18 protein-coding genes are annotated in these 19,654 nt (G+C 68.8%); 11 read left to right on the forward strand and 7 right to left on the reverse strand.

The genetic code is table 11. The annotated features are described in order from the left end of the window. The first annotated feature begins 38 nt into the window (after positions 1-38). A complete protein-coding gene (locus JD77_RS10380) occupies positions 39-1,970 on the forward strand; it encodes a bifunctional copper resistance protein CopD/cytochrome c oxidase assembly protein (protein ID WP_145774082.1) in 1,932 nt (643 codons plus the stop codon). Here JD77_RS10380 and JD77_RS31985 read toward each other — a convergent pair. The 5 genes from JD77_RS31985 to JD77_RS10400 all read right to left on the reverse strand — a co-directional run bounded on the left by JD77_RS31985 (position 1,957) and on the right by JD77_RS10400 (position 5,940). Further along, positions 1,957-2,097: a hypothetical protein gene (locus tag JD77_RS31985; RefSeq protein ID WP_170286415.1), complete on the reverse strand. Its 141-nt coding sequence runs from the start codon at positions 2,095-2,097 to the stop codon at positions 1,957-1,959. The genes JD77_RS10380 and JD77_RS31985 overlap by 14 nt on opposite strands. A 149-nt stretch (positions 2,098-2,246) precedes the next feature. Then, positions 2,247-3,350: a phospho-N-acetylmuramoyl-pentapeptide-transferase gene (gene mraY, locus JD77_RS10385; protein WP_145774083.1), complete on the reverse strand. Its 1,104-nt coding sequence runs from the start codon at positions 3,348-3,350 to the stop codon at positions 2,247-2,249. Between the two features lie 218 nt (positions 3,351-3,568). Then, a complete protein-coding gene (locus tag JD77_RS10390; RefSeq protein ID WP_145774084.1) occupies positions 3,569-4,261 on the reverse strand; it encodes a GntR family transcriptional regulator in 693 nt (230 codons plus the stop codon). A gap of 31 nt (positions 4,262-4,292) precedes the next feature. Beyond that, positions 4,293-5,027 carry an N-acetylmannosamine-6-phosphate 2-epimerase gene (locus tag JD77_RS10395; RefSeq protein ID WP_211372529.1) on the reverse strand — a complete coding sequence of 245 codons (735 nt, stop codon included), beginning with the start codon at positions 5,025-5,027 and terminating at the stop codon, positions 4,293-4,295. Further along, positions 5,020-5,940 carry an N-acetylglucosamine kinase gene (locus tag JD77_RS10400; RefSeq protein WP_170286416.1) on the reverse strand — a complete coding sequence of 307 codons (921 nt, stop codon included), beginning with the start codon at positions 5,938-5,940 and terminating at the stop codon, positions 5,020-5,022. The genes JD77_RS10395 and JD77_RS10400 overlap by 8 nt, the downstream gene beginning before the upstream one ends. Positions 5,941-6,104: 164 nt before the next feature. On the opposite strand from JD77_RS10400, the gene JD77_RS10405 reads away from it, so the two are divergent. Genes JD77_RS10405 through JD77_RS10420 form a run of 4 tightly spaced genes read left to right on the forward strand, consistent with a single transcriptional unit; the run spans position 6,105 to position 10,191 of the window. Beyond that, the gene (locus JD77_RS10405) at positions 6,105-7,385 is read left to right on the forward strand and encodes an ABC transporter substrate-binding protein (RefSeq protein ID WP_170286417.1); all 1,281 of its coding nucleotides are present in this window, start codon (positions 6,105-6,107) and stop codon (positions 7,383-7,385) included. Between the two features lie 36 nt (positions 7,386-7,421). Beyond that, the gene (locus JD77_RS10410) at positions 7,422-8,378 is read left to right on the forward strand and encodes a carbohydrate ABC transporter permease (RefSeq protein ID WP_145774087.1); all 957 of its coding nucleotides are present in this window, start codon (positions 7,422-7,424) and stop codon (positions 8,376-8,378) included. After that, the gene (locus tag JD77_RS10415; RefSeq protein WP_145774088.1) at positions 8,375-9,190 is read left to right on the forward strand and encodes a carbohydrate ABC transporter permease; all 816 of its coding nucleotides are present in this window, start codon (positions 8,375-8,377) and stop codon (positions 9,188-9,190) included. The genes JD77_RS10410 and JD77_RS10415 overlap by 4 nt, the downstream gene beginning before the upstream one ends. A 32-nt stretch (positions 9,191-9,222) precedes the next feature. Beyond that, positions 9,223-10,191, forward strand: coding sequence for a Gfo/Idh/MocA family protein (locus JD77_RS10420; protein ID WP_170286418.1), 969 nt, complete (start codon positions 9,223-9,225; stop codon positions 10,189-10,191). A 665-nt stretch (positions 10,192-10,856) separates the two neighbouring features. Here the strand turns inward: JD77_RS10420 and JD77_RS10425 are convergent. Further along, on the reverse strand, positions 10,857-11,543 hold the full coding sequence (locus tag JD77_RS10425) for a hypothetical protein (protein WP_145774090.1): 687 nt from the start codon (positions 11,541-11,543) through the stop codon (positions 10,857-10,859). A 503-nt stretch (positions 11,544-12,046) separates the two neighbouring features. Beyond that, a complete protein-coding gene (locus tag JD77_RS10430) occupies positions 12,047-12,349 on the reverse strand; it encodes a MerR family transcriptional regulator (RefSeq protein WP_145774091.1) in 303 nt (100 codons plus the stop codon). A 1,135-nt stretch (positions 12,350-13,484) separates the two neighbouring features. On the opposite strand from JD77_RS10430, the gene JD77_RS10435 reads away from it, so the two are divergent. From JD77_RS10435 to JD77_RS10460, 6 genes are all read left to right on the forward strand, one after another. Then, entirely contained in the window at positions 13,485-14,498 is a 1,014-nt protein-coding gene (locus JD77_RS10435; protein ID WP_145774092.1) for an SIS domain-containing protein, read from the forward strand. A 66-nt stretch (positions 14,499-14,564) separates the two neighbouring features. Beyond that, positions 14,565-15,593, forward strand: coding sequence for a substrate-binding domain-containing protein (locus JD77_RS10440; protein WP_246140603.1), 1,029 nt, complete (start codon positions 14,565-14,567; stop codon positions 15,591-15,593). Between the two features lie 58 nt (positions 15,594-15,651). Beyond that, positions 15,652-16,689: an ABC transporter permease gene (locus JD77_RS10445; protein ID WP_145774094.1), complete on the forward strand. Its 1,038-nt coding sequence runs from the start codon at positions 15,652-15,654 to the stop codon at positions 16,687-16,689. Next, positions 16,686-17,462, forward strand: a complete 777-nt coding sequence (locus JD77_RS10450) for an ATP-binding cassette domain-containing protein (RefSeq protein WP_145774095.1) — start codon at positions 16,686-16,688, stop codon at positions 17,460-17,462. Before JD77_RS10445 ends, JD77_RS10450 begins: the two co-directional genes overlap by 4 nt. Beyond that, entirely contained in the window at positions 17,459-18,268 is an 810-nt protein-coding gene (locus JD77_RS10455; RefSeq protein WP_145774096.1) for a PfkB family carbohydrate kinase, read from the forward strand. Before JD77_RS10450 ends, JD77_RS10455 begins: the two co-directional genes overlap by 4 nt. Next, on the forward strand, positions 18,265-19,623 hold the full coding sequence (locus JD77_RS10460; protein ID WP_170286419.1) for a M20 family metallopeptidase: 1,359 nt from the start codon (positions 18,265-18,267) through the stop codon (positions 19,621-19,623). Before JD77_RS10455 ends, JD77_RS10460 begins: the two co-directional genes overlap by 4 nt. Positions 19,624-19,654: the final 31 nt, after the last annotated feature.

Here is a 19,654-nt window from a genome sequence, read left to right on the forward strand (position 1 = left end):
TAGAGACGCCCGGCGCAAGGATCCACCCCATCGGCCGGATGGGCTCGATCATGGTTCCGGTCGCGGCTGCGGTGTCGGCCGGGGCGGCACTCGTGTTCGCCTTGCGAGCCGGCGGGGCGCTCGCGGCCGCGATACCCGGCCTGCCGGATCCAGGACCGGTCACCACCTGGGCGATGCCCCTGGTCCGACTGCTCGCCGACGCGCTCGCCACGCTGACCGTAGGCATGCTGGTCACGGCGGCGTTCCTGCTACCCGGGGACGGGCCGAGCGTCTCCCCGCACGGCTGGCTGCTGCTGCGTCGCGCCGGTGCGCTGTCCGCAGGGTGGGCGGTCGCCGCCCTGGCGCTGATCGTACTGACGGTCTCGGACCTGCTGGGTGTCCCGCCGCAGCGGCTCGGCGCGGCCACCGTCAACAGCTTCGCGTCGTCGATCTCCCAGGGACGGGCCCTGCTGCTACAGGCCGGGCTGGCCCTGACCGTGGCGGCGCTGGCCCGGGTGGGCGTGTCCCGCGGGCTCGCCGCCACAGCGGCGGTGCTGGCGCTGATCGCGGTGGCGCCGCCGGCGTTCACCGGACACGCGGCGGGGGCCGGCAACCACCAGATCGCGGTCAGTAGCCTCGTCGTGCACGTGCTGGCGGCGGTGCTGTGGATCGGCGGCCTGGCCGCTCTGCTGATGGTCCGCCGCAGCCGGCACCTCGCCGACGCCGCCAGCCGGTACAGCCGCCTCGCCCTGGGCTGTTTCGCCGCCGTCGCGGTCAGCGGGCTCACCAACGCCGCAGTGCGCCTGGGCACCCTGGACCAGCTCTGGCAGACCCGGTACGGGTGGCTGGTGGGCGGCAAGCTCGTCGCGCTGGTGATCCTCGGCGCGGTCGGCGTCGCGCACCGGTCCCGGGCCCTGCCGGCCCTGCGCGCCGGCCGGCGTGGGGCGTTCGCCCGGCTGGCCGCCGGGGAACTGGTCGTGTTCGCCACCACGCTGGGGCTTGCTGTGGCGCTGTCGCGCAGCCCCACTCCGGTGGCGGGCAACCCCGCCGACGCCGACCCGCTGACCGAGCTGCTCGGCTTCCCGATGCCCGCCGCCCCCACCCCGGGCAACCTGCTCGGCCAGCCCCTGCCGGACCTGTTCTTCCTCACCCTCACCGCCTGCGGCGCCGCCGGCTACCTTGCCGGCGTACGGCGGCTGCGCCGGGCAGGGCACCGCTGGCCGATCGCCCGGACCGCCAGCTGGCTCGCCGGCCTGCTGCTGCTCGCCGCGTTCACCGGCCTCGGCGTCGCCCGCTACGCGTACGCGCTGTTCAGCGTCCACATGGCGCAACACATGGTGCTGTCCATGCTGGTGCCGATCCTGCTCGTCGGCGGCGCCCCGATCACCCTCGCGCTGCGCGCCCTGCGCCGCCCGGCCGACCCGCAGGTCCGTGGCGCCCGGGAGTGGCTCCTGCTCACCCTGCACAGCCGGCCCACGAAGCTGCTCACCCACCCACTGGTCGCGCTCGGCGTCTACACCGGCAGCCTCTTCGGGCTGTACTTCAGTGACCTGCTCGGCACGCTGATGCGCTCCCACCTCGGCCACCTCGCCATGCTGGTGCACTTCGTGGTGTCCGGCTACCTGCTGCTCTGGGTGCTCATCGGCGTCGACCCGGGCCGGCCGAGGGTCCCCCACCCGATCCTGGTGCTCATTCACCTGGCGGCGATGATGGCCCACGGGTTCTTCGGCCTGGTGCTCATGCAGACCACCACCGTCATCGCCCCGGACTGGTACACCGCCGTCCACCCCGCCTGGGCCCCGTCACTGCTGGTGGACCAGAACCTGGGCGCGGGCATCGCCTGGGCGTTCGGAGAGATCCCCGCCGCCGTCGTCATGATCCTGCTCGTACGCCAGTGGATCCGCGCCGACCAGCGGGAGCAGGCCCGTCTCGACCGCGCCGCCGACCGCGCCGAGGCCACCGCAGTCACCGCCCCGCTCAGGCCACGCTGATCGTGTACTGCGCGGTGTGCCCTTTCTCGTCGACCTGGAAGTCGAAGAACGCCCGGTACCGGCCGGTGCTCGGCGCGGTCAACCAGAACTTGACCGCCCCGTCGGCCAGATCCTGCTCCGGGTGCACGTGCACGAACCTGGGCCGCGTTTCCGCAGGTCAGGCTCTTGTGATCTCGCGCGCCCGCGATGCTGCTGCCAGACGCCGGCACCCCGGTGGGAACCAGGCTGCCCGGCGGATCACCGTCGGTGGCACGACACAGGCTTGTCGCGTGGCGTCTATCCAACGACCGCCAAGAAGTCCGAGTAGAACAGGCCCAGGCCGGCCGCCACACAGACGCCGGCCACGATCCAAAACCGGACCACAATATTGACCTCGCTCCATCCGGCCAACTCGAAGTGGTGGTGCAACGGCACCATCCGGAAGACACGTCTACCGGTGGTCCGGAACGAGACGATCTGGATCACCCAGGTCGTCGTGATGATGACGAAGAGCCCGCCGATCATGATCGAAAGCAGCGTCGTGCGGGTTGCCACCGCGAGCCCGCCGATCAGGGCGCCGAGCCCGAGCGAGCCCACGTCACCCATGAAGATCCGCGCCGGGGACGTGTTCCACCACAGGAAGCCCACGCACGCGCCGGCCGCCGCCGCCGCGATCATGGCGATCTCCAGAGGGTCCCGGACCTGATAGCAGTAGTCGGTCACGCGGGCGTACGCGTCGTCGGCGCACCAGTGCCGGTACTGCCAGAACCCGATCAGTGCGTACGCGCTGAGCACCAGGATCGACGCGCCGGTGGCCAGGCCGTCGAGGCCGTCGGTGAGGTTCACGCCGTTCGACATCGCCATGATCACGAAGACGATGACCAGGACCGCGCCGACCTTGCCGACGTTCAGCCAGCTGATGTCGCGGATGAGCGAGATGTGCTCGCTGGCCACGGTCTGGCCGTCCCTGCTCGGCACGTAGAGCGCGGCGATGCCGAACCCGCCGCCGACGAGCGCCTGGCCGAGCAGCTTGCCTCTGGCGGACAGTCCGTCGGAGTTGCGCCGGCGCACCTTGAGGAGGTCGTCGAAGAAGCCGACCGCGCCGCAGAAGACGAACAGCCCGAGCAGCACCAGGGCCGTCATGGTCGGCCGCTCCTGCGCGATCTGCCGCTCGGGCAGGGTGGTCAGGGCGATATGCCCGGCGACGTAGGCGAAGACGGTCGCCACAATGAAGACGACGCCGCCCATCGTGGGCGTGCCCTTCTTGCCCTGGTTGCTGGCGAGGCCGATGGATCGGATCGGCTGGCCGGCCTTGAGGGCGGTGAAGACGCGAATCGCCACCGGCGTGCCGAAAAGGGAGATGATGAACGCGACCGCGGCCGCGACGATGACCGCCCTCACGGGCGAACCTCCACGAGATCCGGATTTCTCACGGCGTCCCCACCGAGCTTCCGGATCGGCGCCTGACGTATCGACCTGAGCAGGCCGTGTAGATAATCCTCAGCGAAGTCATCGATCACGAGACACGAGCTTGCCACCCGACGGCGAGCGGAACACCCCTGGACCTCACAGCGCGTGGTTCGTAACTCGCCGACACGCACCGACGACGATCTCGCAGGCTAGCTCACCCCGACGATGAGCTCGTAGCGGTCGCCGCGGTAGATGGAGATGGTGTCCTCGACGATCAGGCCGTCGGTCTGCTTGCTGCTCGACCTGGCCTTGATGCAGGGGATGGCTTGCGGGTCGATGCCGAGCAGCTTGGCCTCCTCGGCGCTGGCCATGACTGCGGTGATCCGCAGCTCGGCGCGCGACAGCTCGACGTCGAACCGCTTCCGGAGCAGCTCGTAGAGCGAGCCCTCGAGGTTGAGGCCGAGGATGCCCGGGAACTGATCGGCCCGCAGCACCGAGTATTCGAGGCAGAGCGGGGTGCCGTCGCCGAAGCGCAGCCGGGTCAGGCTGATGACCTGCTCGCCCTCCTCGATCTCCAGCCGTTCGGCCACCTCCTTGCCGGCCCGGTTGAGGCCGGCCGAGAGGACCTCCGTGCGGGCGGACATCCCGGCGGCGCGCATCGACTCGGTGAAGGAGGCGAGCACGAACTTCGAGACCGTGGGCTGGGCCACGAAGGTGCCCCGGCCACGGATGCCGATGACGCGCTTAGCGTCGATCAGGACCTGCAGCGCGCGGCGTACGGTCATCGCCGAGACGTCGAAGTCCTTGGCGAGTTGCTGTTCGCTCGGCAGCCGCTCCCCGGGGGTCATGTCGGCGATCCGCTGGGACAGGTCCTGCAACACGGCTTCGTACTTCGCGGGCATGGCCTCTCCGGTCAGGTCCTCCAGGAATTCCTCAGACTAGTCGGCGTGGGCCCACGAGCGATTCACGGAACTCGTTTGCGGCCCGGACCATGTCGCCGGCGAGCGCGTACGCATCGGTGACCGCGCGGCCGACCACTACGACGGCCGCGCCGGCCCCGAACGCGGCGACGATGTCGCCGGGCGTCGCGAATCGGCCCTCGGCGATGACCGGCAGGCCCCAGTTCGCCTCGACCAGCCGCCGGATGACGGCAACATTGGGCCCGCCCGGCCGTACGTCCTCGGCGCTCGCCGGAACCAGGGTGGTGCCGAGGTAGTCCACGCCCGCGTCGACGGCGCCCTTGGCCTCCTCGGAGCCGGACAGGTCGGCCATCACCTTCAACCCGCGCCTTTTGGCGTGGGCGACCACCTCGGCCAGCGTCTCACCGCCGGGCCGGGGTCGCGGTGTGGCATCCAGCGCGACCAGCTCGGCGCCCGCGTCTGCCACCGTGTCGACGTCGGCCTTGGTGGGAGTGATGTAGACGTCGCTGCCCGCGTACCAGTGCTTGCGGATGCCGATGACAGGCAGCGAGCAGACCGCCCGGATGGCGGCGATGTCCGCTCCGCCTTCCGCGCGGATGCCGACGGCGCCTGCCTTCTGCGCCGCGAGGGCCAGCCGCGCCATGACGTGACTGTCGCGCAGTGGGCTACTCTCGGGTGCCTGGCAGGAGATGACGACGCCGTGGGCCCCCGGCTCGTTGAACGGCATGCTGCTGTCCCCTTCATCCATGGTGATATTCGGCAACCAGGGCCGATTCGTGTAGCGCTCTGCCGGCGCCGGGCAGGTGGCGTGCACCGTCCAGCGCCGTGCCTTGCGGGGTGACCCGGCACGCCTGCGGGAACCGCTGTGCCACGGCCGTCGTCAGGGCCGGTTCCAGCAGGTCACCGGCCTCGGCTATCCGACCGGTCAGCGACCAGGTCAGTTCCGGGCCGAGGTTCGCACCATCGGCCGCCGCGCATACCGCGTTCGCGATGTGCGCGGCCGCAGCGCGCCAGACGCCGAGGGCGATCTCGTCGCCCGCTCGGGCCGCCGTCGCGACCTCGACCGCGAAGGAGGCGACGACGGCGATCGGTGCTGCGGCGCAGGCTACTTTTCCGGGTACGTCGTCCACGTCGCCGAATTGCTCGCGCAGCCGCTCAAGGAGTGCCGAGGAGCCGCCCGTACGCCCGTCGCGTGCGGAGAGGGCGGCGATGATGCCCTCCCGGCCGATCCAGAAGCCCGCGCCCTTGTCGCCGATCAGCGGGCCGACGCCGTCGACGCGGGCGACCCCTTGACTTCCGGCGCCCAGGGCCACGAGACCGGTGCCGACAGCGGCGAGCACGCCCGGCTCGCCGGCGAAGGCGCCCAGGTGCGAGGTGACCGCGTCGTCCGCGAGGTAGAGGTGGCGTACGCCGGCGGCCGCGTGCAGCCGGGCGCCGAGTTTCTCCAGCGGCGGGATGCGGCCGTGCAGGCCCGTGCTGCCGCCGGCGGCCGTGTCGAAGGCATCCACCGGCGAGCGCGAGGCCGCAGATTCAACAACTCGGGCAATGTGCCCTTCCGGGCTGCCACCCGCCGAGAAGCCCTCGATTTCGCCTTCCCAGAGCACCTTCTCGGAGTCCGAAACCCGGGCGCGGGAGCGCGTCTGCCCCACGTCGAACGACAACTGCATCCTCCGCGTCACCCCCTTTCGCCAGCTAGTGCACGGTGCTACCGTACGGCTCTCTATGGTACATGTAAAACCCTAGGGTTGAGCCCGTCGAGTGAATGAGGAGTCTGCGGATGGGCAAGGGATCGATCACACGCCGGCGCCTGACGCGCCTTGCCGGAATGGCCATCGCGACGACGGTCGGCCTGAGCGGCGCCGCCTGTTCCACCAGCGGCCAGTCCTCCGGCGGTGACGGCAAGACCATCACCGTGCTGGCCGAGGACATCTCGTACACGGACAACATCAAGGCACTGCTGCCGCAGTTCGAGAAGGAAACCGGGATCTCGGTCAAAATCGAAACCGTCCCGTACACCGACCAGGCCTCGAAGATCCTGCTCAACTTCTCCCAGAAGTCCAGCGCGTACGACGTGGTCTTCACCGACAACGTCTACGGCACGGGTTACTACGACTCCAAGTACGTCGAGGACCTGAGCAAGTACGAGCAGTCCGCCACCAGCTACAACAGCTTCGACAAGTTCTACCCGCCCTACATCAAGCCGATGACCAAGGACTCCGTCACCTTCGGCCTGCCGGTCTACGGGGAGAGCACCTGGCTGATGTACCGCAAGGACCTCTTCGAGCAGTACGGCATCGCCAAGGCGCCCACCACCATGGAGGAACTGCTGGCCGACGCCAAGACGATCACCGAGAAGTCGGGCGGCAAGGTCGCCGGCATCACCCTGCGCGGTGCCAACGGCATCCAGAGCGTCTACCCCTGGTCGGGCTTCCTGCGCGCGTTCGGCGGCGACTACTACGGTGCCGACGGCAAGATCGCGGTGAACTCGCCACAGGCCGTGCAGGCCACCGCCTTCTGGGCCGACCTGCTCAAGAAGTACGGCGTCAAGGGCGTCGGCAACTTCGACTGGGAGCAGAACCGCATCGCCTTCACCCAGGGCAAGGCGGCCATGACGATCGACGCCACCGCGAACGGCCCGTACAACGAGGACACCAAGGCCTCCGTGGTCGCGGGCAAGGTCGGCTACGCCGCCGTCCCGTACGCGATCGCCAACCCGCCCGCCACCGGCAACACGAACAACTCACTTAACGTCCACGCGCTGTACCTGAGTTCGTTCAGCAAGAACAAGGATGCCGCCTACAAGTTCATGGCGTGGGCGACGAGCGAGCCCGTGCAGGCGAACGCCGTGAAGACCACCGAATCGGTCGGCGTGACCCTGACCGCCGTGCTGCAGGGCGCCGACTACAGGGCCAAGTACGGCCCGTTCCAGGACGCCGTGCTCAAGCAACTGGAGACGGGCAACGTCAACTACCTGCCCAGCGGCCAGTCGGCCAACACCATCATCACCCGCGTGGGGCAGTCGCTGTCGCAGGTGCTGGCAGGCGAGCAGACCGCCCAGGCGGCCATGGACGCAGCGCAGAAGGACCTTTCGGCCCAGCTCAAGTAGCCGCAGTTCCCAGCAAGGTCGAAGGGAGTACCCGTCATGCCGGCCGCCACGGCAAGCAAAGCGCCCCCGGCGCAGCACCAACCGACGTCGCGAACCGGTCGGCGTAACGCCAGGGCCCGGCTGGCGCGGGCCTCGTTGCTCGTGCCGGCCGCGGTCGTGGCCCTCCCGCTGCTGGTCATCATCCTGATCCAGGGCTTCCGGCTGGTCACCCACGCCGAGAACCTGATCCAGCCCGGGTCGGAGAACCTCTGGGTGGGCCTCGGCAACTTTCGCCGCGCGTTCACCGACCCGACCCTGCTCAGCTCGATCCGGGTGACCGTGATCTACACGGTCGCCGGAGTCGCGCTAGAGATGATCATCGGGGTCGGCATCGCCCTGCTGCTCAACGGCCGCATCCCCGGTAAAGGGGTGCTGCGCGCGCTGATCCTGATCCCGATGGTGCTGACCCCGGTGGTCGCCGGCCTGATGTGGCGGCTGCTGCTCGACCCCACCTCGGGCTTCATCAACTATCTGCTCGGGGCCGTCGGACTCGGCTCGGACCACGCGTTCCTCGCCGATCCGCACACCGCGCTGCCGGCGGTCATCCTGGTCGAGGTCTGGCAGAACACCCCGTTCGTCGTCATCATCGTGCTGGCCGGGCTGGAGTCGCTCGACCCGGCTCCGTTCGAGGCGGCCCAACTGGACGGGGCCTCCGGCTGGCGGCTGATCCGGCACGTCACGCTGCCGATGCTCGCCCCCGTGCTGTCGATCGTGGTGATGCTGCGGGTCATCGACAGTGTAAAGACCTTCGCGATCATCAATGCGATGACCCAGGGCGGCCCAGGCACCTCCACGCTGGCGATCAGCAACTACGTCTACCGGGTGGGCTTCCAGACGTTCGACATCGGCTACTCGACGACCCTCGGATTCCTGGTCTCGCTCGCCATGCTCGTCCTGCTCTTCCCCACCGCCACCCGCCTCATGGGCCTCCGCATCCGGAAGGGGCGCCGATGAAACGGTCCGTCAAGAACGCGGTCGTCTACCTGTTCGTCCTCTGGTGCGTGGCACCGATCCTCTGGCTGATCAGCACCTCGCTCAAGAGCGACGTCGACGCCTTCAGCCCGCAGTACGTGTGGTTCTTCACTCCCGACTTCAGCAGCTACCGGGAGGCCTGGGTCGACGGCGCCATGGGGTCCGCGATGGTCAACAGCGCCACGGTCGCCGTGGTCAGCAGCGTGCTGGGCATCGTCGCGGGGCTGCCGCTGGCGTACCTGATCACGCAGGTCTGGCCGCAGCAGTCGGCCGGCGCCGCGCGCCTGGCCCTGGCCACCCTGCTACTGACGACTGTGCCGCCGGTGCTGAGCCTGACGCCGTTCTACCGCACGTTCTTCCACGTCGGGCTGACCGGCAACGTGGTGGGCCTGACCATCGTCCACACGTTCTACGCCACGCTGCTCGCGGTGCTCATCTTCCGGTCGTTCCTCGTCAACTTCCCGCTGGAGATCCGCGAGGCGGCGCTGCTGGACGGCCTCGGCGAGTGGGCCACGCTGTTCCGTACCGTGCTGCCGAACGCGTGGGGCGGCCTGTTCGCAACGTTCGTGCTGGCGCTGATCCAGTCCTGGAACGAGTTCCTCTACGCCCTGGTGCTCACCAGCGGCGGCACCCAGACCGCGCCGGTCACGATCGCCGGCTTCCTCAGCTTCTTCGGCACCAACTGGGCACGACTCACCGCGGCCGGCGTCATCGGCGCGCTGCCGATCGTCGTGTTCGCGATTCTCGTGCGCAAGCACATGGCACGCGGCCTGTCGTTCGGCGGCGTGAAGTGACCATACAAGGAGAGACAATGCTGCGTGTCGGTGTGATCGGCCTCGGCGCGATCGGACGCGAACACCTGGACATCTACCGCAACCTGCCCGGCGTACAGCTCACCGCGGTCGCCGACGCCCGCTTCCCCGGATCGGACGAGTTCGGCGTCCCGAGCTTCGGCTCCACCGACGCGCTGCTGGGCTCCGGCCTGGTCGACGCGGTCAGCCTGTGCACCCCGGACGATATCCACTACCAGGACTCGCTGTCCATCCTCGAGGCCGGCGTGCACCTGCTGCTGGAGAAGCCGGTCTCGACCAGCGCCGAGGAGGCCGAAAACCTGGTCAAGGCCGCCGAGTCGAGCGGCCTGACCGTGATGCCCGGCCACACGCTGCGCTTCGAACCCAAGTACCTGACCGCCCACCGCCTGGTCGAATCCGGCCACATCGGCGACGTGGTCCACGGCTACGTACGCCGCAACAACAAGACCTCCGTCGCCGACCGCGTCAAGGGCCGCACGTCGGTCACGTTTTTCCTCGGCATTCACGACATCGACGCCGTCACCTGGGTCGCCGGCCGCCGCGTCACCGCCGTACAGGCAATGGAAACGACGCAGCGCACCTCCGACGGCGGCCAAGCCGTCGCGGTCACCGCCAACCTGCGCCTGGACAACGGTGGGATCATCCAGCTCGAGGCCGCCTGGGGCCTGCCGGACGACTTCCCCACCGACATCGACGCCCGCCTGCGCCTGGTCGCCGATCGGGGCGAACTGTCCATCGACATCCACGAGCAGGGGATGCGGGCCTTCGGCGACACGCTCGGCTACCCGGTGCCGGTCGCGGCTTCCATGTACGGCAAGACCCAAGGCGCCCTGCACGAGGAGCTCGACGCCTTCGTCCGGGCCGTGCGCGGCGAAATCCCGCTGCCGATCACGATGCGCGAGGGGGCGGACGCCGTCCACGTTGCTACCGCGATCGACAAAGCAATCCGGACGGGCTCGGTCGAAGAGGTCACCTATCGTTAGCTTCCCTTGGGGTGCCCGCATGCCCTCGGTCCCGGCCGCAATCCGTACCGGGTTTCACAACGTGTCCGTCTCGTCCCCGGGGGTCGTCGTCGACCTCGTCGAGAAGGTACGCGATGCGGCCGGGTGGCAAGCACGGCGTCGGCCTGCGAGGAATCCTGACCGCGGAAGGTCGGGTAAGTGCGCGGCGAAGTTCGCATCCACGTGTGCCAGGTACACCGAACGGGTCCGCCCCAGCGCTGTCGTCGATCCTGCCGACCAGGTCCAGGGCCGCTGCCCGGCGCGGCCGTGGACGGCGAGGCGCTGTGCGGCGCTCGCATCGCCACCGGTCCGGTGTTCCTGGTCGCGGCGATCGGGCGCGGCACCGGTGTGATCCTGGAACAGCGCCAGGTCCGCCCCGAAACTGCGGGCCTACCTGCGCTGGCACAACGCCAACGCCCGCCACCCCGACCTAGACCCATCCGAACACCGCCGAACGGGCCGAAATGCAGGGAATGCTCGTCGGACGAGCAGCCACACCTCCACAAGGGATGAGTGAGCAAAGAGCCTGACCGGCGTTTTCCCTTGGAACGGCAGCGCCCCCATCGACGCATCATCCGGCGAACAGGTACGACACCGACTCTCTCTTCATGCCCGGACATCGACCCCTGACATCGGCACCACTCGTCCTAGTCGAGTTCCGGAAGCGTGGCCTTGCCGTTGTCAACGAAGGCGAAGGTCGTGTCCGGCCCCTCGTCACCCGCCGGCTGGGCCACCAGACCGCTGCTGGCGATGGTCCGCAGGTGGACACCGCCCTCGCCACGGATCTCGTACGTCGGGCGGCCCTGCTTGTCCGTGGCCCGCATCCGCTCCAGCGTGAAGAGCTGCCCGGCAGTAGACGTGTCGCAACCGGCCGCCACGACGGTGGTCGGGCTGGTGCCGTTGTCCCGCAGGCCCATGCAGAAGGACTCACCGCCGCTGCCGGCCTTCGCCGTCTTGATCTGATGCCGGCCGCCGCCCGCCGGGTCGAGGACGAACAGGGAGTACTCCGCCGACCCTTCGGTCAGGTTGAGCCGCCCCTTGTCGTCGACGGCCAGGATCGACTCGGACGAACCGACCGGTGCGATGACGACCTGACGTTCACCCCGCAGGATGGCCCCGTCTCCATTGCCACCACCTCCCGTCGTTGGCGAACCGGTGGTCGCCGACGGCGTGGCCTGCGGGTCGCCGGCCGGGACGCTTGACGTCGGGCCGGTCGACGCCGCCGGCGGGTTTTCGTCCGGGTCGGCGGCGCAGGCCTGCTGGGTCAGCAGCAGACCCGCGCAGAGCGCCGCCATCCTGCCGCCACGGATAAATTGGTCGGTCGAACCCTGCATCTGTGGTGCCTCCTCGATCAGCGGGAGCCGCCTGGTTCAACGGCACGTCGTCGGACATTCCGTACGTGTATTCAACGGTTCCAAACCCGGTGGAGTTCATCCACCAGCCGATTCCCGCAGACCCCGCGTCGTCGACGGCGATACCCGCGCGTCGCGTCGCACGGTCGGGCGGGACATGCCGCACGGGATCTTTCGTTGCGGGGCCGGTGAGCTCTGCTCATCTTTCATGGTCATCACCTCCACGTACCCGCCCCCTGGCGGGATCATCACCGGATGATGTGGCCACGGTTCGGCGGTCGGCTGGTCGATCGCCGGCGCGTGTGGCGGGTGCGTGGGGTGTTGGGAGCAGGCGGGGCGCTGGAGAGAATGCCGGGCCGCGCCCCGTTCGACGGCGGTGTCGGTGCGGGGATCCCCGCTGGAAACGACAGACGGTCCCTGCCTGGACCAGGCCGGGACCGTGTGGCGGTTCGCGTCGCCTCGGCGTTGCCACCGGGCGGCGGTGGTCAGTGGGTGGGGTGGGATTGGTTGTGTCGCCGGGCTTCGGCGAGTTGGTCTTCGAGGATGATGATGCGGCAGGCGGCCGCCATGTCGGTGCCCTGCTCGCACATCTGGTGGGCGCGGGCGGCCAAGCGTAGCTGACTGCGGGAGTAGCGACGGTGGCCGCCGGCGGAGCGGTGCGGGTCGATCAGTCCCGCCTCACCGAGCCGGCGCAGGAAGTCCTGCGAGCAGCCGACGATGTCCGCGGCGCGGCCCATCGTGTAGGCGGGGTAGTTGTCGTCGTCCAGCATGTCATCGGGTTGGCCCATGCCACCTCCAGAACGAGGGCCCCGGCGCGGGAAGCGCCGGGGCCCAGGGTTTACGGGTCAGAAACACCATCACCGACCAGAGTGTCGGTTTGTCATGTCCGCGCCGGGCCAGACAGCCTCGGGTGCGGGGATCGCATAAGCGTGACCGGAGAACCACCTCTCGTTCGATGGAAACTGCGGTGTCCGCGTCCGGCCCGTTACCTGCGGCCGGCGGCGGGCGATCCAACGGTGTACGGCCCTCCCTTTCCTCTGTCTTCCTTGTCTCGAACTGTGCCTGTTGTCCGCCGGTGCCGGGCCCACAGGCCGCGGCACCGGCGGACCGGTACTGCTCGCGGGGGAGCCCTGAAACCTGACGCTTGGCCCCACCGCGCCGGTGCGCCCGGGCGCAACTTCACACCCGGGGTACTTCCGTACTACTTCAACTTCCACTTGCGTACTGGTCGTGCCGAGCGGGAGCCGCGTGAACCTGGCCCCTGCTCCATCGCCCGTCGTGGGCGGCGGTTCCGTCGGCGTCTTTGTTGAACCTCGCACTCAACGGTAGCTAGCTTAGTCGGGAGCGGCAAGGATGTCTAGCGGTCGACACATAGATTTTCTGGTCGACGCGTCCCCGGTTCCGCACCGGAGCCCGCAGGTCGACCGGCAGTGGCTGCGGCGCAGCGAAGTCGGGCGTGTTGTCGGCTTCGATGCTCCAGCCGTGGCGGTGTGCAGGTGCAGGCCGAGGAGCCGGCTGAGGACCGCGACACCATGCAGATCGCCGGGATCAACGAGTGGCTGCGACCGACTTCGACACAGGCCCTACCGCACTGAACAACACCCAAACACATGCGCACGGGACGAATGGCCCACGCCTACGACAGCCCTCCAGGCATGCGCTGGGCAACCTCGTCGTTGCGGAGCAAATCTCCAGCCCTGGGGCCACCATCCGTAACGGAACGTTGCCTACCTGTCAGCTCCCGATACGAGCTCGTTCACACTCTTGACACCGTCGTCAGACAACACAAAACTATCGTCCATCGACTTGCCAAGTCATCAGACAACCGAGGTCGGTGATGCGTTGCAAGTCAGGGACAACAGGGCGGAAGCCCGATCGCTCAGCGCGAGCACCGCGCGTTCCGCACGAAAGTGAGCCAGAGCTTTGCTGAACTTCGACGAAGACCGTTTCGTGGCCATCCAGGCGTCCGCGGTCGCCCTGGCCGAGTCGATCGACGCCCTCGTCGGCCGGCTGCTGAACGCGGGCGCCCAGAATCTCTTCTTCCTCGGCGCCGGCGGCGCCGGTGTCCTCATGCAACCGGCGGCGCAGCTCATGCAGCGTGAGTCGGCGTTCCCCACGTTCCTCGAGAACGCGGCTGAGCTGCTGGCCGTGGACTCGAAGAACCTGGGCCCGCAGTCCATCGTCGTCATCCCCTCGCTGTCGGGCACGACCAAGGAGGCCCTGGCAATCAGCGAGTTCGCTCAGAAGCGGGGCGCCACGGTCGTCGCGCTGACGGGGAACGACGAGTCCCCGCTGGCGAAGGCGGCCGATCACAACTTCACCGTCCGGGCCGCCGACGACACCTCGTCCGAGTCCTTCTATCTGCAGTCGCTGCTGATCGCCCTCTCGATCCAGAAGCACCGCGGCGAGCGGGAGGACTACGCCGAGCTGGTGAGCGGACTGAAGTCACTGCCGGGCCACCTGCTCGAGATCAAGCGCGCGTTCGAGGATCGCGCCGCCGAGCTGGCCATCCAGTTCGCCGACGAGCGCTACCACATCTTCACCGGGGCCGGCCCGTCCTGGACCGAGTCGTGGTACTTCGCCACCTGCATCCTGGAGGAGATGCAGTGGATCCGGACGCGTCCGGTGCACGCCTCGGACTTCTTCCACGGAACGCTGGAGCTCGTCGAGAAGGGCGTCAGCGTCTTCCTACTCAAGGGGGAAGGCCCCACCCGTGAGCTCGCCGAGCGGGTCGAGCGCTTCGTCCCGACCGTGACCGACACGTTCACCGTCATCGACACAGCCGACTTCGCGATGCCCGGCGTCGGCGCCGGACTGCGCGCCCTCGTAAGCCACGTCGTGCACGCGACCGTTCTCGAGCGCTTCAGCGCGCACCTCGAGAAGGTCCGCAACCACCCTCTGACGACCCGTCGGTACTACCGCCGCATCGACTACTGACCCAGATAAGGACCCCCCATGGTTAATCGGAAGGCCCTCGCCGCCTCCAGCGCGGTGCTCCTCATGATGGGCCTCGCGGCCTGCTCGTCGGACAGCGGCTCCTCAGCCGGTGGTGACAACAAGAAGGTGTCGGTCTCACTGATCATCAAGACCCAGGGCACCTCCTTCTTCAAGAAGATGGCCGACGGCGCCACGAAGGCCTCGCAGGACCTGGGCGTGCACCTGACCGTCGCCGCCGGCAAGGTGGATGGCGACGAGGACACCCAGATCCAGGCCATCGAGAACGCCATCTCCCGCGGCGATCAGGGCATCCTCATCACCCCGAACGGGCCGGGAGTCTTCGACGCCATCGCCAAGGCGCGGGATGCCGGCGTGAAGGTCATCGCTCTCGACACGGTGCCGGACCCGGCGTCGCTGGTCGACACGACTTACGCCACCGACAACTTCGAGGCGGGCCGCCTGGTCGGCGAGTGGACGGCGAAGAAGCTCAACGGCAAGGACGCCACCATCGCCCTTCTCGACCTGTTCGGCGACAAGGTGCTGACCGTGGACTACGCCCGGGACCAGGGGTTCCTCACCGGAATGGGAATCGACGTAGCCGACCCCAAGGTCAACGGCGACGAGGCCAAGACCGGCAACTACACGGGCGGCAAGGGCGGCAAGTACACCATCGTCGGCAACCTGCCGACGAAGGGCACCGAGGACGGCGGCCGCACCGCGACCGAGACGCTGCTCAGCAAGAACCCGAACATCAACGTCATCTACGGCATCAATGAGCCGGCCTCGTACGGCGGCTATCAGGCGCTGAAGGCGGCGGGCAAGACCGAGGGCCTGATCACGGTCTCGATTGACGGCGCCTGCGACGGCGTGAACTACGTCAAGGACGGCATCCTGCAGGCCACCGCCCAGCAGTACCCGCTGAAGATGGCGGAAATGGGCGTCAAGGCCATCCACGACCTGGTGGTCAACGGCACGGAACCGAAGTCGGACGAGGGCAAGGACTTTGTCAGCACCGGCGTCAACCTCGTGACCGAAGACCCTCAGGACGGCGTGAAGAGCATCGACGCGACCGAGGGCCTCAAGGATTGTTTCTGACGGCTGGAGGGCGGGGGTGCGCGAGCACCCCCGCCCGGCACAGTTCTGGAGAACTCAGATGACCAACACGGTACCGCCGCCGACCGCGGCACCAGATCTGTCTTCGGCCTTTCTCGACCGCTCGACGCCTCTTTCTCGCGTGCGCGATCTGCTACACCGGCATCCCGCCATCAGCCCCGCCGTCGTCCTCGTCGTCTCGGTGCTCGTGTTCGGACTGCTCAACGACCGCTTCCTGGCTCCGGCCAACCTTTCCCTGATCACCCAGCAGGTCGCCGTCGTCGGCACCCTCGCGATCGCACAGACCCTGGTCATCCTGACCGCGGGGATCGATCTCTCGGTCGGCGCGGCCATGATCCTGGCCGCCATGGTCATGGCTCAGTCGGCGTCGTCCACCGGTGTCCCGCCGACGCTCAGCCTGGTGCTCGGGCTCCTCGCCGGCACCGCCGCGGGCGGCCTGAACGGGCTTCTCGTGACCCGCCTCAAGCTTCCGCCGTTCATCGTGACACTGGGGACGCTGAGCATCTTCACCGCTCTGACACTGCTCTACACCAGCGGCAACACGGTGCGCGGCTCGCAGTTGTCCGACACGCTCACCCTCACCGGCAACACTCTCCCGGTGCTCGGCATCAAGGTCAGCGTCGGCGTGCTCATCATGCTCGCCCTCTACATCCTGATCGCGTACGTCTTGAACCGGACGGCGTGGGGACGGCACGTCTATGCCGTGGGCGACGACAAGGAAGCCGCGCGGCTCTCGGGTATCCGCGTGGACCGGGTGCTCGCCTCGGTCTACCTCGTCGCCGGGGCGATCATCGCGGTCACCGCGTGGATCCAGATCGGGCGTACCAACGCGGCCAGCCCGAACTCCGGCATCGACCTCAACCTGGACTCCATCACGGCGGTCGTCATCGGTGGGACGAGCCTGTTCGGTGGCCGGGGCGCCATCTGGGGCACGCTGCTGGGCGCCCTCATCGTCGGTGTGTTCCGCAACGGTTTGGCGCTCGCCGGCCTCGACGTCCTCTATCAGACCCTGACGGTCGGAGTCCTGGTGATCGTGGCCGTGGCAGTCGACCAGTGGATCCGGAAGGCGAAGTCATGACGGTCGAGACAGTTGCCGGCAAGCCCGTCCTCGAGGCACGGGACCTGGTCAAGACGTACGGACGGGTGGTCGGCCTCGACGGAGTCGGGCTCCAGCTCTTCCCGGGTGAGATCCTCGCCGTGGTCGGCGACAACGGCGCCGGCAAATCCACGCTGATCAAGTGCCTGACCGGTGCGGAGATCCCGACCTCGGGTGAGCTGTTCATCAACGGCTCGCCGGTCAGTTTCAAGCGGCCCCAGGACGCGCGGGACGCGGGGCTGGAGACGGTCTACCAGACGCTGGCGGTCTCCCCGACGCTCGACGTCGCCTCCAACCTCTTCCTCGGGCGGGAGATCCGGCGCAAGGGCTTCGCAGGGACGATGTTGCGGGCCCTCGACGTCAAGGGAATGCGCGAGCGGGCTCGGGCCGAATTGGCCGAGTTGGGAATCTCGACGCTGCAAGACGTGACCGTGCCGGTCGAGAATCTCTCCGGTGGCCAGCGTCAGGCCGTCGCGGTGGCCCGGGCCGCGGCCTTCGGATCGAAAATCGTCGTGCTGGACGAGCCGACCGCCGCGCTCGGGGTGCGCGAGTCCAACCAGGTGCTCCAGCTGATCAGAACTTTGCGCGACCGGGGCACCGCGGTCATTCTGATCAGCCACAACATGCCCCAGGTGTTCGAGGTCGCCGACCGCATCCACATTCAGCGCCTGGGGAAGTGCGCCGGCACCATCACCCCGCAGAGCCACTCGATGACCGACGCCGTCGCGATCATGACCGGAGCACAGACCTTATGAGCACCGGACGACAGCCCTGGGTCGCGGTCGTCGGCGACAACTGCGTGGACCGCTACCGGGGCAGCGAGGACCGCGACTACTCCGGGGGCAACGCCTTCAACGTGGCGGTTCAGCTCGCCCGGGCCGGAGTGGCGGTGCGCTACTTCGGCGCGGTGGGCACCGACGCCCTGCAAGCGGTCATCCGGTCCGGGCTCGAGGTCAACGGGATCTCCACCGACGACCTCACCGTGCTCGACGGACCCACGGCGGTCACGGAGATCAGCGTCGCCGCCAACGGCGACCGCATCTTCGACCGGGAGGACTTCGGCGTGACCGCGGACTATTTCCCCACGGAGGCGCAGCTCGATCAGATCGCCGAGGCCGTCTGGGTGCACATCGGCATGCTGCCGGAGGCGACCCGGCTGCGGAAGGCGCTGGCCGGCCGGATCACCGTCAGCCAGGACTGCGCGGTCGCCACCGGGCTGACCGACCTCGATGTCGCGTTCCTCTCGGCCGGTGAGACCGGCGACGCCCGCGAACTCGCCGCCGGCGCGGCCGCCGCCGGAGTGGGAGTGGTCGTCGCGACGCGCGGCGCCGAGGGCTCGGTCTGTCTCAGCGGGGACCGCTGGTACGAGCAGGCCGCCCTACCGGCGATCATCGTCGACACCACCGGCGCCGGCGACAGCTTCATCGCCGGCTTCATCGCGGCCCGCCTCAGCCGCCGATCCCTGCCCGAGGCGCTGGAGACGGGCGCCCGCTTCGCGGCGGCCGCCTGCGCCTACCGCTCGGGCTGGCCCCACCTGCCACTGGACAAGGAGTCACGGTGAACGACCTTGACGGCACCCTGGCGGCGATCGACGCCTCGATCGCCGCCTCCGCCGGCGACGCCGAACAGCTGCTCGTCGACCTCGTCGCCTGCCGCAGCGTCAACCCGTTGCAGCCCGGCGTCGACGCAGCGGATTACGAGGGCGGGGAACGCCGCGCCAACCAGGTCCTGGCCGAGGCATTGCGTCCCCTGGGTTTCGACCTCAACTGGGTCGAGGAGGCCGAGGGCAGGCCCAACCTGGTCGCCGTGCGGCCCGGCCGCGGCGGCGGTCGCTCCCTGGCGCTGAACGGGCACATCGACACCGTGGCCCCGCAGCAGGGCCGCTTCGACGACCCCTGGAAAGCGGTCGTCGAGGACGGCTACCTGTACGGGCTCGGCGCCACTGACATGAAGGCCGGGCACGCGGCCATGTGGCTCGCCGCCAAGGCCCTCCGGGACACCGGCGTCACGCTGGCCGGAGACCTGCACATCCATTCTGTGGTCGGCGAAGAGACGATGAGCCACGAAATCGGCACAACCGCTGTGCTGAAAGCCGGCTACACGGTGGACGCTGCTCTGGTGCCGGAGCCCACGTCGCCGGAGCCACGGGTTCTTGACATCTCCAACGTCGCGGCGGGCAACTACCTCTTCTCGCTGACCGTTCGCGGCAAGTCGGCGCACTGGGCCGCGCGTAATCTCGCCATCCGGGCCGGCGGCTCGGGCGACGCGATCGGCGTCAACGCCATCGACAAGGCGGTCTACGTCTACCACGCCATGCGCCAACTCGAGGAGCAGTGGGCCTTCAGCAAGGCGCATCCGGCCTTCCCGCCGGGCGCCTTCATCATTCATCCCGGTGTCCTGCGCGCGGACGTCGGCGTCGAGGCGGCGCCGTTCTTCCCCGACCGGGCGCGCATCGACTACCTGCTGTCCTTCCCGCCCGGGAACACCTCCGAGCAGATCCGCGCGGAGATCGAGCACCACATCCGTACGGCCTCGGAGCTCGACCCGTGGCTGCGCGAGCACCCGGTCGAGTTCACCTGGACCGACACCTGGCCCCCGGCCTACACCGACCCCGACAGCGAGTTCGTCCGCCAGATGATGGCGGAGCGGACGCGTCTGGCGAGTGCCGACGCGAGGGTCAATCCGCTGGCCGCGCCGGTCACGGCCGCAGCGCAGTCCGACGCCAACTTCTACGAGGCCATGGGGATCCCGGCCCTGGTGTGCGGGCCCGGCGACGTCCGTCGTGCTCATGCGGCCGACGAGCGCGTGCTGCTTGGGAACATCGCCCTGTCCGCTGCCTTCCTCGCCCGCGCCGCGCTGGCCTGGTGCAACAGCCAGCAGCAGTCTTCAAACGGCCGGCTCGGCCACCGAACGTAAAGTGGCCCATGCCTGCTTCCCCGTAGCCGCG

The sequence above is a fragment of the Micromonospora olivasterospora genome, assembly GCF_007830265.1.
GTDB lineage: Bacteria > Actinomycetota > Actinomycetes > Mycobacteriales > Micromonosporaceae > Micromonospora > Micromonospora olivasterospora.

Bases quoted from the DNA above. Each gene is read 5' to 3' on its own strand.
- JD77_RS10380 (WP_145774082.1), top strand. From the start codon at position 39: ATGGGCTCGATCATGGTTCCGGTCGCGGCTGCGGTGTCGGCCGGGGCG.
- JD77_RS10390 (WP_145774084.1), bottom strand. From the start codon at position 4,261: ATGCCCGCGAAGTACGAAGCCGTGTTGCAGGACCTGTCCCAGCGGATC.
- JD77_RS10395 (WP_211372529.1), bottom strand. From the start codon at position 5,027: ATGGATGAAGGGGACAGCAGCATGCCGTTCAACGAGCCGGGGGCCCAC.
- JD77_RS10405 (WP_170286417.1), top strand. From the start codon at position 6,105: ATGGCCATCGCGACGACGGTCGGCCTGAGCGGCGCCGCCTGTTCCACC.
- JD77_RS10410 (WP_145774087.1), top strand. From the start codon at position 7,422: ATGCCGGCCGCCACGGCAAGCAAAGCGCCCCCGGCGCAGCACCAACCG.
- JD77_RS10415 (WP_145774088.1), top strand. From the start codon at position 8,375: ATGAAACGGTCCGTCAAGAACGCGGTCGTCTACCTGTTCGTCCTCTGG.
- JD77_RS10425 (WP_145774090.1), bottom strand. From the start codon at position 11,543: ATGCAGGGTTCGACCGACCAATTTATCCGTGGCGGCAGGATGGCGGCG.
- JD77_RS10430 (WP_145774091.1), bottom strand. From the start codon at position 12,349: ATGGGCCAACCCGATGACATGCTGGACGACGACAACTACCCCGCCTAC.
- JD77_RS10440 (WP_246140603.1), top strand. From the start codon at position 14,565: ATGGGCCTCGCGGCCTGCTCGTCGGACAGCGGCTCCTCAGCCGGTGGT.
- JD77_RS10445 (WP_145774094.1), top strand. From the start codon at position 15,652: ATGACCAACACGGTACCGCCGCCGACCGCGGCACCAGATCTGTCTTCG.
- JD77_RS10450 (WP_145774095.1), top strand. From the start codon at position 16,686: ATGACGGTCGAGACAGTTGCCGGCAAGCCCGTCCTCGAGGCACGGGAC.
- JD77_RS10455 (WP_145774096.1), top strand. From the start codon at position 17,459: ATGAGCACCGGACGACAGCCCTGGGTCGCGGTCGTCGGCGACAACTGC.